The sequence below is a fragment of the Thioalkalivibrio halophilus genome, assembly GCF_001995255.1.
Classification (GTDB): domain Bacteria; phylum Pseudomonadota; class Gammaproteobacteria; order Ectothiorhodospirales; family Ectothiorhodospiraceae; genus Thioalkalivibrio; species Thioalkalivibrio halophilus.
The window spans coordinates 1-11,933 of sequence record NZ_MUZR01000058.1; the positions used below are offsets into that span (position 1 = coordinate 1).

The following is an 11,933-nucleotide window of genomic DNA, read 5'->3' on the forward strand; positions in this document are numbered from 1 at the left end:
TTCGAACTTTTCCTTGGACATATCTCGCTTCCCCGGATCGTGACGCTGTCGCTACGACGGCAGCACTGACGTTGCTACGTACCAAAAATGGAGCTCATGACCGGACTCGAACCGGTGACCTCTTCCTTACCAAGGAAGTGCTCTACCTGCTGAGCTACATGAGCCTGACCTGCAAGCCAGAATCTGGAGCGGGTGATGGGAATCGAACCCACATCATCAGCTTGGAAGGCTGAGGTTCTACCATTGAACTACACCCGCAGAACCTGGCTTTCTCGCCATCGCCCGCTCGGGTCGCTGGCATGAAACTGGGTGGTGGAGGGAGGAGGATTCGAACCTCCGAAGGCTGTGCCAGCAGATTTACAGTCTGCCCCCGTTGGCCGCTTGGGTATCCCTCCTGAACCAAGCCGTGCATTCTGAGAGACGAATCGAGGCAAGTCAACCCCGCCCGAGACGCCGTTCGCAGAACCGTCGACTGGCCCGCATCGAGGGCGCGGACAGCGAAAAACCTTGTTCCCATCCTTGTAATCCGCCGAATAACCGCTCTAATATCGGGCCAATGTGAGGAACAACCGCAGCGCCAGCTCGGCATGCGTTTCCATTCCGGACCGCGCCACGTACAGTGTGGATCACCCCCAATAACGTCTGCGAACACCCATGGCCAACAGCAACACGACCCCCCGACTGCCGGGGCTGGCAAAACGCCTCGTCGACAACGGGCTGATTGCACAGGACATCGCCCAACAGCTGGTCGAACAGGCGCGGACCCAACAGACCCCACTCATGGCGCTGCTGGCCGACAAGGGCGACGTGCCGGAACCACGACTCGTCGAAGCGGCGGCGGAGGAGTTCGGGCTTCCGGTACTGGACATGGCCGCCTTTGACGAGGAAGTCATTCCGCGCGACCACCTGAACGAGAAGCTGATCCAGAAGCATCATGCCCTGCCTCTGATGCAACGCGGGAATCGGTTGTTCATCGCGGTATCCGATCCCACCAACCTGGTGGCCACCGACGAATTCAAATTCGCCACCGGGATGCCCGTCGATGCGGTGCTGGTCGAACCGAAGAAACTGGACAAGGCCATCGACGACGCACTGAATGCCTCGTCCCAGTTGATGGAAGATCTCGGCGATGACGAGCTCGACAGTCTGAATGTCGAAGCCGATTCCGATACCGAGAGTGCCTCGGATGAAGGTGATGCCGTTGATGACGCCCCGGTAGTTCGGTTCGTCAACAAGCTGCTGATGGACGCGATCAACCGTAAGGCATCGGACATCCACCTGGAACCTTTCGAGAAGGATTTCCGGGTTCGTTTTCGCATTGACGGCGTGCTGCATGAGGTGGCTCACCCGCCGAACTCGCTGGCTCCCCGCATCCTGGCCCGCGTCAAGGTCATGTCGCGCATGGATATCGCCGAACGCCGCATCCCGCAGGACGGGCGCATCAAGCTGAAGCTCTCACGCACCCGCGCGATCGACTTCCGTGTCAGCTCCCTGCCCACGCTGTTCGGCGAAAAAATCGTACTGCGCATCCTCGACCCGAGCTCGGCCTCGATGGGCATCGATCAGCTCGGTTACGAGGAGGAGCAGAAGGCGCAGTACCTGGAGGCCCTCGGGCGCCCGTACGGGATGATCCTGGTGACCGGACCGACCGGCTCCGGCAAGACCGTCTCCCTCTACACCGGTCTGGGCATCCTCAACACGTCGGACCGCAACATCTCCACTGCGGAAGACCCGTCCGAAATCAACATGCCCGGGGTGAACCAGGTCAACATCAACCCCAAGGTCGGACTGACGTTCGCCAGCGCACTGCGCGCCTTCCTGCGCCAAGACCCCGACGTGATCATGGTCGGCGAGATCCGCGACCTGGAAACCGCCGAGATCGCCATCAAGGCCGCTCAGACCGGGCATCTGGTACTCTCCACCCTGCACACCAACGATGCGCCGCAAACCCTGACGCGCCTGGCCAACATGGGGGTGCCGCCGTACAACATCGCCTCGTCCATCCTGCTGATCATCGCGCAGCGACTGGCGCGCCGTCTGTGCCCCAACTGCAAGGCACCCGAGGATCTGCCGGAGGAAACGCTGCGCGACGAGGGCTTTACCGACGAGGAGCTCGAACAGGGCTTCACGGTGTACCGGCCGGTGGGCTGCGATCAGTGCACCAATGGCTACAAGGGCCGGCTCGGGATCTACCAGGTTATGCCGATCTCGGAGGAACTTGAACGGATCATCCTTGAAAATGGCAACAGCACCGAACTCGCCCGCCAGGCCGAAAAAGAAGGCATCAAGGACCTGCGGCGGGCGGGCCTGCACAAGGTCATCGAAGGGCTGACCAGCCTGGAAGAAGTCAACCGCGTGACCATCGACTAGCGGCTAAGGGGGACAGGGAATGGCCGATTCCGGCACGATCTACACTTGGGAAGGCCTCAACAAGAACGGGGACCGCGTCAAGGGCGAAGTGCCCGCGGAGAACGAGACCTCCGCGCGCGCCGAACTGCGCAAGAACGGCGTCAACGTTCTGAAGATCAAGAAGAAGCCGAAACCCCTTCTGGGTGGCGGGCAGAAGAAGATCATCCCCGCCGACATCGCGTATTTCCTGCGCCAGATGACCACCATGCTGCAGTCGGGGGTGCCGCTGGTGCAGGCGTTCGAGATCGTGGGTCGGGGCAACGAAAAGGCCTCGATGCGCGATCTGATCATGCAGATCAAGACCGACGTCGAGGGCGGCGACACCTTCGCCACCGCCCTGTCGAAGCACCCGAAGCACTTCGACGACCTCGTGGTGAATCTGGTCGAGTCCGGCGAGCAGTCCGGGACCCTGGAAACGCTGCTCGACAAGATCGCGACCTACAAGGAAAAGACGGAGGCCCTCAAGGCCAAGATCCGCAAGGCCCTGTTCTATCCGGCGGCGGTCATCGTGGTGGCCATCGTGGTAACGGCGATCCTGCTGATCTACGTGGTGCCGCAGTTCGAATCCCTGTTCCAGGGCTTCGGCGCAGACCTCCCGGTGTTCACCCGCATGGTCATTAACATGTCGGAGTTCGTACAGGCCTGGTGGTGGGCCCTGCTGGGCGGGGCCGTTCTGGCCGGTTTCCTCTTTGTCCAGGCACGCCAGCGTCTCCCGAAATTCGATCGCTTCCTCGACATCGCGATCCTGCGCGCCCCGGCGTTCGGGCCGATCCTGCGCAAGGCTGCGGTGGCGCGTTTCGCCCGCACACTGTCCACCATGTTCGCCGCCGGCGTGCCTTTGGTGGACGCCCTCAATTCGGTCTCCGGCGCCACGGGCAACGCCGTGTATCGCGAAGCGACCGAGCGCATGCGCGATGAGACCGCGGCCGGCGGCCAGCTGCAATGGTCGATGCGCAATACCGCCGTGTTCCCCAACATGGTGGTGCAGATGGTCGCGATCGGCGAGGAATCCGGCTCGCTGGACACCATGCTGGGCAAGGTCGCCGACTTCTACGAAGAAGAAGTCGACAACGCGGTGGACAGCCTGTCCAGCCTGCTCGAGCCGCTGATCATGGTCGTGCTGGGCGTGCTGGTCGGCGGCCTGGTGATCGCCATGTACCTGCCGATCTTCCACATGGGGCAGGTTCTGTGACGGCCATCCGCAGCCGCCGGCCATGAGCGATCTGCTGGCCAATCCGGCGATCGCGATCGCGGTCGCCGCCGTTCTCGGGCTCGTGATCGGCAGCTTCATCAACGTCGTCATTGCGCGGCTGCCGGTGATGCTCGAACGAGAGTGGCAGGCCGAGGCCCGCTACGTCCTGGATGGCGAGGAACCGCCGGCGGATACCACCGCGGAACGTTTCGACCTGATCCGTCCCCGCTCGCGCTGTCCGAACTGCCAGCGCGCCATCCGCGCGATCGAGAACATCCCGCTGTTCAGCTTTGCGTTCCTGCGTGGCCGCTGTCCCGGCTGTGGTGTGCGCATCAGCTGGCAGTATCCGGCGGTGGAACTGCTCACCGGGATTCTGTTCGCAGTCACCGTCTGGTATTTCGGCGCGGGCATCGAAGCCGGCATGGCCCTGATCCTGACGGCCGTCCTGATCGCGGCCGGGGGCGTCGACGCCCGCACCACCCTGCTGCCGGACCAGCTGACGCTGCCGCTGCTGTGGCTTGGCCTGCTGGTCAACAGCTTCGGGCTGTTCACCGATCTGCAGTCCGCGGTGTTCGGGGCCATGGCCGGTTACCTTCTCCTGTGGCTGATCTTCCACGGCTTCCGCCTGCTCACCGGGAAGGAAGGGATGGGCTACGGCGATTTCAAGCTGCTGGCGGCCCTGGGGGCGTGGCTGGGCTGGCAGGCCCTCCCGGTCATTTTGCTCCTCGCGTCTCTGGTGGGCGCGGTGGTCGGGATCGCCCTGATTGCCCTGCGCGGACGCGACCGCAACATCCCCATCCCTTTCGGCCCGTACCTCGCCGCCGCCGGCTGGCTGACGCTGATCACCGGCGACGCATTGCTGCGCATCTATTTCCCTCACGGCCTATAATCGGGGGCATGGAACGGGCGGGCCTGACCGGCGGCATTGGATCCGGGAAAACCCGGGTGGCGGCATTGTTTGCGGAACTGGGGGTACCGGTTCTGGATGCCGACCGCGTCACCCGCGAACTGCAGGAACCCGGCCAGCCCCTGCACGGAGCCATCGTTGAACACTTCGGCCCCGGCGTGCTCGATCCGCGAGGTCACCTTGATCGCCGCGCGCTGGCAGCACGTGTGTTTGCCGACCCGACCGAGCGCGAAGCGCTGGAAGCCATCGTTCACCCGCGAGTCCACCGGGAGATCCACGCCCGCCTCGAGCGCGGCGACACGGATGCCCCGTATGCCCTGATCGTGGTGCCGTTGCTGTTCGAGGCTGGCTGGGAAGACGACTTTGTTCGAGTGATCACCGTCGAATGCACGCCCGAGGAGCAGATCGAGCGCGTCACCCGCCGCGACGACCGGACCCGGGAGGAGGTCGCCGCCATCATGGAGCGTCAGCTCGGGGCCAACGAACGGCGCCGGCGGGCCGATGTCTGGATCGACAACCGGGACACCGTGGACGACCGCCAGCTTCGCGCACAGGTGCTGACCATCGACCGCGAATTGCGCTCCCTCACGTCCGACGGGTAGAAACCATGCCCCCCAATGTTCGATACTGCAGGATCTTCAATCCAATGGCGCCACCGTGACCCGTCCGCTGATCTTCGAACAGCCCCTCCACGAACGGATCCGCCTCCTGCTCCGGCTGGAGGCGCTCACGCAACGTTTCGGTGACGCCCTGCAGGCAGGGCAACCTTACGACCACCACGAAGCCCTGGTTTCTCTGGTCGACATCTATGCGCTGGTCACGCGCGTCGACATCAAGCGCGAGCTGATGGGCGAGATCGAGCGCCAGACGGCCAATCTGCAGCGGCTGGCCGACCAGCCCGGGATCGATTCCAGCCGTTTCCGGAGCACGATGGACGACCAGCGACGCCTGCATTCCGCACTGGAAGAACAGGCCGGAGCCCTGGACGGCGCCGTCCGCGAAAACGAATTCTTCAACAGTGTGCGCCAACGGATGGCCCTGCCCGGTGGCGCCTTCGACTTCGATCTGCCGATCTACCACCACTGGCTGTCACAGCCAGTGGAAGCGCGCACCGAGCTGCTGCGGGAGTGGTTCCGGCCGCTGGAGAGCGTGACCGAGGCCACACAGCACGTGCTGCGCTATATCCGCGGATCCGGCAACGACCGCAGCGTCACCGCGGAGGAGGGATTCCTGGAACAGCCCCTGGACAGCCAGCACGCCTGGCAGATGATTCGGGTCAGCGTGGACCCGCAGCTGGGCATCTACCCCGAGATCTCGGGCGGGCGTCAGCGCTTCACCGTGCGCTTCATGGATCCCGGCGATTTCCGCTCGCGCCCGAATCCGGTGCGCGAGGATGTGACATTCGGCCTTTGCTGCTGCGCCCTGTAGGCAGCCCAGGGCGGCACCGCCCGTGACGTCACTCCCGGCCGCCCGGCGGCTCTCCGAGCAGACCACGGATGGCTGCGATCCCGCAGGCGCCGGCGGCGCGGGCCGGCGCGAGGCTGCCCGCGTCCAGCCCCCCCAGGGCGTAGACCGGCACCGGACTCGCCGCGGTCAGACGTGCCAGACCGTCCCAGCCCAGCGGCGTCGCCCCCGGGTGCGTCCGCGTCGGCCGGACCGGTCCGACCACGGCCAGATCGGGCGCCAGTCCCCTCGCCTCCCGGAGACCCGTGACATCGTGCGCGGACACGCTGATCCGGCCGGCCACCGCGGGGCGCCGGGACAGCGCCCGCCAGCGCCGCTCCGGCAGATGCACCCCGGCCGGCGGTAGCTCGTCCAGCCAGTCCAGCGGCGCGTTCAGGAGCACTTCAGTGCCCAGCGACTGCGCGACCGTCACCAGGTCATGGGCAAAGCGGAGATAGTCGTCCCGTGCCAGCCCCGGCGCACGGACCTGCAACAGCCCCACATCCCCGTGCCGGAGGCGGGCCGCCACACGGTCCACCACGGCGGCGATGCCGTCGGACCCGGCCGGGTCGGGCGTCACCAGAAGGAAATCGGGGAGCTGCAACAGGCGCAGAATCGGGCCGTTGGCGGCCGGGAAATCCGCCGGATCCAGCGCGGTCGCCTCGCGCCAGCGCAGGGCGCAGCCTTCGCACTCCCGGACCTCGCCGCTCCAGTCCGGCACCCGGAACACGTGCAACCTGACGCGGCGGTCGCCGTAGTCATGCTCCAGCCGCAGGCAGGGGATGGCATGGGCCACCTCCAGCGCGGTCTCCTCCCGGATCTCGCGCACCAGGCCCGCGGCCGGGGACTCGTCCGCCTCCAGCTTGCCGCCGGGGAATTCGAGGCGGTCCGGCTGATGCTGCCCGGCCCCGCGTTGACCGACCAGGACCCGGCCCGCCCCGTCCTCGATCACGCCCAGCGCCACATCGAGCGGTGCCGCCTCAGGAGCGGTATTCGGCATTGATGCGCACGTACTCGTGGGAGAAATCGCAGGTGTACTTGCGCGCCCGCGCATCGCCCCGTCCGAGGTCGATGGCGATGGTGATCTCGTCGGCCGCGAAGGCGGCCTGCCCGTCTTCCTCACGGTATTCGGGCGCGCGGCCGCCACCGCGCACGATCGCCAGACCGTTGATGTCGACCGTGACCCCCTCGATCCGGAGATCGCTGACGCCGGCCCGTCCCACGGCCGCGAGGATGCGCCCCCAGTTCGGGTCACTGGCGTACAGCGCGGTCTTCACCAGAGGGGACAACGCGACCGTCTCGGCAACGCGCTCGGCTTCCGCCCGCTCGCATGCGCCCGTCACCTCCACGGTCACGAACTTGGTCGCCCCCTCCCCGTCGCGCACGATCGCGGTCGCCAGTTCCAGACACAGTGACCCCAGCGCCTGCGCGAACGCGGTGCGGTCGGCATCGCCGACCAGACGGACACCGCTGGCCCCGCTGGCCATGCAGACCAGCGCGTCATTGGTCGAGGTATCGCCATCCACGGTAATGGCGTTGAAACTGTCACGGTTCGCCTCGCGCAGCAGCGCGTCCAGCTCGTCCGCATCGGTGGCCAGGTCCGTGCCGACAAAACCCAGCATCGTCGCCATGTCGGGATGGATCATCCCCGATCCCTTCGCCATGCCTGTCAGCCGCACGCACCCTTCGGACAGACGGACGTCGCGGCTCGCGACTTTCGTCACCGTGTCAGTGGTCATGATCGCCCGCGCCGCCCGCAGCCAGCTTTCGCCATCCTCCACGAGTCCGTCGTAGAGCCCCGGCAGGGCCGCCTCCAGCCGCTCCAGCGGAAACGGCTCGCCGATCACCCCGGTGGAAAACGGCAGCACCGCCGAGGCCTCGCAGCCGGCCAGCCGGGCCAGGGCCGTGCAGCTCGCCTCGGCCGCACGCAGCCCGGGCTCACCGGTACCCGCGTTGGCGTTCCCGGCATTGATCAGAAGCCAGCGGGGACGCCCCTCCGCCTGATGCCGTCGGGCGACTTCCACCGGCGCAGCGCGAAAGGCGCTGGTTGTGTACAACGCGGCGACCACTGCGTGTTCGCCACCGTCCATCAGCACCAGGTCATCACGACCGGCATACCGGATGCCGGCCGCCCCGGCTGCCAGACGGATGCCCGGCACGGCCGGCGGCGCCGACGGTTCCTGCAGTCCCACGGCCATCAGCGCGTCTCCCCGGACCGGCCGTCAGAGACGGCCGTGGCAGTGCTTGTATTTCTTGCCGGAACCGCACCAGCAGGGCTCGTTGCGGCCGAGCTTGGGCTCCTCCCGCCGGTACGTCTCGTCACCACCGGCGACCTTGCGCGCGTCATCTTCCGCGGCACCCCCATCGTCCTCGTCCGCGGCCAGCGGACTGTCGGGGTTCTCGTGGCGGAAATTCATGGCTCCGGTGTCCGGTGCCCGGCGTTCCGGCTGCAGCTGTTCGGCGTCCTCGGCGGAGCGCAGCTGGATACGCAGCAGCATCTTGATCACGTCGTGCTTGATGCGCTCCAGCAGCGACTGGAACATCGCGAACGCTTCTTTCTTGTATTCCTGCTTGGGATTTCGGTTGGCATACCCGCGCAGGCCGATCCCCTGGCGCAGATAGTCCATCGCCGCCAGGTGCTCCTTCCACTGCGAATCCAGCACCTGCAGCATCACGTCTCGTTGCAGGCGGTTCATGGTGGCATCGCCCAGCTGTTCGCGCTTGCCGTTGAGGGTCTCGCGCGCCCGCTCGATGATGCGCTCGCGCAGGGGTTCCTCGTGCAGGTCGTCCTCGTCATCCAGCCACTGCTTGACCGGCAGTTCCAGGCCGAATTCGTTGCGCAGCGCCTGCTCCAGCCCTTCCGGATCCCAGATATCCTCGATGCTGCCGGGCGGGATGTATTCGCTGATCTGCGCATTCATCACGTCGGCCACGAGGGCATCAATGGTGTCGCTGATGTCTTCGGTGGTCAGCAGTTCCGCGCGCTGCTCGTAGATGACCTGGCGCTGGTCGTTGGCGACGTCGTCGTATTCCAGCAACTGCTTGCGGATGTCGAAGTTGTGCGCCTCAACCTTGCGCTGGGCGTTCTCGATCGCCCGCGAGACCCATGCGTTTTCGATCGCCTCGCCTTCCTTCATCCCCAGGCGGCTCATCAGCGACTTGACGCGCTCGGAGGCGAACACCCGCATCAGGTTATCCTCCAGCGACAGGAAGAAACGGCTGGAGCCCGGATCCCCCTGGCGCCCGGAGCGTCCGCGCAGCTGGTTGTCGATGCGCCGCGACTCGTGCCGTTCGGAGCCGATGATGTGCAGGCCGCCGGAGGCCAGGACCTCGTCGTGACGCTTCTGCCATGCCTCGCGAATCCGCTCGCGCTGCTCGGTGTCCTCCGGATCCACCTCGGCCAGCTCGGCATCCAGGCTGCCGCCCAGAACGATGTCGGTACCGCGACCGGCCATGTTAGTGGCCAGGGTCACTGCGCCGGGCTGCCCGGCCTGGGCAATGATGTGCGCCTCCCGCTCGTGCTGCTTGGCGTTGAGCACCTCGAACTCGACCCCCTTCTCCTTGAGCGACTTCGCCAGCCGCTCGGAGCTGTCCACCGAGGCCGTGCCGACCAGCACCGGCTGGCCGCGCTCGACGCACCACTGGATCTCCTTCGCGATCGCGTCGTACTTCTCGTCCTGGGTCAGGTACACCAGGTCCTGCATGTCCTCGCGGATCAGCGGCTTGTTCCCGGGGACCACCACGACCTCCAGGCCGTAGATGGTCTGGAACTCGTAGGCTTCGGTATCGGCGGTGCCGGTCATGCCCGCCAGCTTGTCGTACTGGCGGAAATAGTTCTGGAAGGTGATCGAGGCAAGCGTCTGGTTCTCGCGCTGGATCGGCACGCCCTCCTTGGCCTCGATCGCCTGATGCAGCCCCTCGGACCAGCGCCGACCGGTCATGATGCGGCCGGTGAATTCGTCGATGATCTGGACCTGGTTGTCGCGCACCAGATAGTCGACATCCCGATGGAACAGGGCATGCGCGCGCAGCGCCGCGTTCAGATGGTGCAGGACCGCGATCGCGCCGGCGTCGTACAGCGACTGGTCCTCCTCCAGCAGGCCGGCCTCGCGCAGCAGGGCCTCGGCCTTCTCGTGGCCGTCCTCGCTGAGGAAGACCTGTTTGGCCTTCTCGTCAACGAAGTAGTCGCCCTCGCTCTCTTCGTCTTCCTGACGCGTCAGCTGCGGCGGGATCGCATTCATGCGCTCGTACAGCTCGGAGTCCGAGCCGGACGGGCCGGAAATGATCAGGGGCGTGCGCGCCTCGTCGATCAGGATCGAGTCCACCTCGTCGACCAGCGCGTAGTTCAGGCCCCGCTGCACGCGCTGTTCGGCCGAGAAGGCCATGTTGTCGCGCAGATAGTCGAAACCGAACTCGTTGTTCGTGCCATAGGTGATGTCGGCCGCGTAGGCCTCGGTACGGGTGACCGGCCGCAGGCCGTCCATGCCGTCCTCACCCGCCACATGGTCGGGGTCGAACACGAACGAGGAGGCACCGCCCGACTGCCCGCCGGAGGAGTTGATGACGCCGACCGTCAGTCCCAGGGCCTGGTAGAGCCGTCCCATCCAGGCCGCATCGCGGCGGGCGAGATAGTCGTTCACGGTCACCACGTGCACGCCATCACCCGGCAGCGCATTGAGATAGGCCGTCAGGGTCGCGACCAGGGTCTTGCCCTCGCCGGTGCGCATTTCCGCGATCCGTCCGTCGTGCAGGACCATCCCGCCCATCAGCTGGACATCGAAGTGGCGCAGGCCGAGTACGCGGTCGCTCATCGCTCGGCAGACCGCGAAGGCTTCGGGCAGCAGCGCATCCAGGTCCTCGCCCGACTGCAGCCGTCGGCGGAATTCATCGGTCTTGTGCCGCAGTTCTTCCTGCGGCAGATCGTCGATGGCCGGGGCCAGGGCATTGATGCGCTCGGCCTTTTTCGCGTAGCGCTTGATGATGCGGTCGTTGCGACTGCCGAAGAACTTGCGTACGAGCTGCTTCATGGGGATCCGGAAGATTGGCTGAAACCGACCTAGGATAAACGATCCGCGGAGGTCACGCTCAGCGATGGACGTAGTCGGCCGGATTTTCCGACCCGCCGGGACCGTGAACTTCGAAATGGAGGTGGGTATCCGTCGTCCGTCCGGTACTGCCCATACGGGCGATGGGCTGGCCTGCTTCCACCCGTTCCCCGGGATCGACCAGCAACTCCGCATTATGCGCGTAACGGGTCAGCAACCCGTCGGCATGAACGATGTCGACGCTGCGCCCGAACCCACCGTTGGTGTCCGCCCGCACCACGATCCCGTCCGCGGCCGCCCGGATCTCGGAGCCCTCGCGCCCGGCGTAGTCCATGCCGGAATGAAAACGCCGCTCGCCGGTGAACGGATCGTCGCGGTATCCAAAGGCCGAGCTGACCCAGGCCTCGGATTCCACCGGCCGCACGCCGGGGCGCATCCGCTCGTCCCGGGCATCGCCGCGCACCGCCTCGTCCAGGCGCGCGACAGTCGTGTCGCGCTGCCCCAGCAGGTGATCCAGCGCGGCGATGCGACGGTCCATCGCGGCCGCGGAGTCCGGCGGCGCGGGTCCGCCACGACCGCCGGTCTTCGGTTCCAGCGCCTCCGGGTCCAGATCCAGGGCGTCGCCCAGACCGGACATGCGCAGGTCCAGGCGCACCTGGCGGTTTTCCAGCTCGACCAGACGGGACGCCAGCGACTCCACCCCCTCGCGCGCGAGCTCGCGTTCCGCGAGTTCGAGATCGGGCGAGCCCACGGTCGGGAGCACGGGGATTTCGACCACGTCACGCTGCTGCTGGCCCAGCTGATAGCCGGCGGTCACGACCGCGGCCAGCACCCCCAGCAGCACCGGAACCACCAGCCACAGCGGGATCCGGGTACAGACACCGCCCGCTCGTAGTAGCATCAGGTCCATGCAACCTCCGTTGATTCCTGCAAGACC

General features: G+C 66.2%; 9 protein-coding genes and 3 tRNA genes. 5 read left to right on the plus strand and 7 right to left on the minus strand.

The window, feature by feature from the left end; translation table 11 throughout:
• Nucleotides 1-88: 88 nt before the first annotated feature.
• The 3 genes from B1A74_RS12185 to B1A74_RS12195 all read right to left on the minus strand — a co-directional run bounded on the left by B1A74_RS12185 (nt 89) and on the right by B1A74_RS12195 (nt 395).
• Nucleotides 89-164 (minus strand) — tRNA-Thr (locus B1A74_RS12185).
• A 20-nt stretch (nt 165-184) separates the two neighbouring features.
• Nucleotides 185-258: transfer RNA gene (locus B1A74_RS12190), tRNA-Gly, on the minus strand.
• A 52-nt stretch (nt 259-310) separates the two neighbouring features.
• Nucleotides 311-395, minus strand: a tRNA-Tyr gene (locus B1A74_RS12195).
• Nucleotides 396-654: 259 nt separating this feature from the next.
• On the opposite strand from B1A74_RS12195, the gene pilB reads away from it, so the two are divergent.
• From pilB to zapD, 5 genes are read left to right on the plus strand one after another with little or no spacing between them, the layout of a single operon-like run.
• A complete protein-coding gene (gene pilB / locus B1A74_RS12200; protein WP_018947357.1) occupies nt 655-2,370 on the plus strand; it encodes a type IV-A pilus assembly ATPase PilB in 1,716 nt (571 codons plus the stop codon).
• Nucleotides 2,371-2,389: 19 nt separating this feature from the next.
• Complete coding sequence (locus tag B1A74_RS12205; protein WP_018869890.1) at nt 2,390-3,601, plus strand: type II secretion system F family protein; 1,212 nt, start codon at nt 2,390-2,392, stop codon at nt 3,599-3,601.
• 22 nt (nt 3,602-3,623) lie between these two features.
• Complete coding sequence (locus tag B1A74_RS12210) at nt 3,624-4,490, plus strand: prepilin peptidase (RefSeq protein WP_077244784.1); 867 nt, start codon at nt 3,624-3,626, stop codon at nt 4,488-4,490.
• A gap of 8 nt (nt 4,491-4,498) precedes the next feature.
• Nucleotides 4,499-5,110 carry a dephospho-CoA kinase gene (gene coaE / locus B1A74_RS12215; RefSeq protein WP_077244785.1) on the plus strand — a complete coding sequence of 204 codons (612 nt, stop codon included), beginning with the start codon at nt 4,499-4,501 and terminating at the stop codon, nt 5,108-5,110.
• Between the two features lie 55 nt (nt 5,111-5,165).
• Nucleotides 5,166-5,936 (plus strand): cell division protein ZapD, encoded by a 771-nt coding sequence (gene zapD / locus B1A74_RS12220; RefSeq protein ID WP_077244786.1) that lies wholly within the window; start codon nt 5,166-5,168, stop codon nt 5,934-5,936.
• A gap of 28 nt (nt 5,937-5,964) precedes the next feature.
• On the opposite strand, the gene B1A74_RS12225 is transcribed toward zapD, so the two are convergent.
• From B1A74_RS12225 to B1A74_RS12240, 4 genes are read right to left on the minus strand one after another with little or no spacing between them, the layout of a single operon-like run.
• Entirely contained in the window at nt 5,965-6,951 is a 987-nt protein-coding gene (locus B1A74_RS12225; RefSeq protein ID WP_167769419.1) for a Nudix family hydrolase, read from the minus strand.
• On the minus strand, nt 6,932-8,149 hold the full coding sequence (argJ, locus tag B1A74_RS12230) for a bifunctional glutamate N-acetyltransferase/amino-acid acetyltransferase ArgJ (RefSeq protein WP_077244787.1): 1,218 nt from the start codon (nt 8,147-8,149) through the stop codon (nt 6,932-6,934). The genes B1A74_RS12225 and argJ overlap by 20 nt, the downstream gene beginning before the upstream one ends.
• A 24-nt stretch (nt 8,150-8,173) precedes the next feature.
• On the minus strand, nt 8,174-10,978 hold the full coding sequence (gene secA, locus B1A74_RS12235; RefSeq protein WP_077244788.1) for a preprotein translocase subunit SecA: 2,805 nt from the start codon (nt 10,976-10,978) through the stop codon (nt 8,174-8,176).
• Nucleotides 10,979-11,036: 58 nt separating this feature from the next.
• The gene (locus B1A74_RS12240) at nt 11,037-11,906 is read right to left on the minus strand and encodes a M23 family metallopeptidase (protein WP_077244789.1); all 870 of its coding nucleotides are present in this window, start codon (nt 11,904-11,906) and stop codon (nt 11,037-11,039) included.
• Nucleotides 11,907-11,933 lie beyond the last annotated feature (27 nt).

Bases quoted from the DNA above. Each gene is read 5' to 3' on its own strand.
- pilB (WP_018947357.1), top strand. From the start codon at position 655: ATGGCCAACAGCAACACGACCCCCCGACTGCCGGGGCTGGCAAAACGC.
- B1A74_RS12205 (WP_018869890.1), top strand. From the start codon at position 2,390: ATGGCCGATTCCGGCACGATCTACACTTGGGAAGGCCTCAACAAGAAC.
- B1A74_RS12210 (WP_077244784.1), top strand. From the start codon at position 3,624: ATGAGCGATCTGCTGGCCAATCCGGCGATCGCGATCGCGGTCGCCGCC.
- coaE (WP_077244785.1), top strand. From the start codon at position 4,499: ATGGAACGGGCGGGCCTGACCGGCGGCATTGGATCCGGGAAAACCCGG.
- B1A74_RS12225 (WP_167769419.1), bottom strand. From the start codon at position 6,951: ATGCCGAATACCGCTCCTGAGGCGGCACCGCTCGATGTGGCGCTGGGC.
- argJ (WP_077244787.1), bottom strand. From the start codon at position 8,149: ATGGCCGTGGGACTGCAGGAACCGTCGGCGCCGCCGGCCGTGCCGGGC.
- secA (WP_077244788.1), bottom strand. From the start codon at position 10,978: ATGAAGCAGCTCGTACGCAAGTTCTTCGGCAGTCGCAACGACCGCATC.
- B1A74_RS12240 (WP_077244789.1), bottom strand. From the start codon at position 11,906: ATGGACCTGATGCTACTACGAGCGGGCGGTGTCTGTACCCGGATCCCG.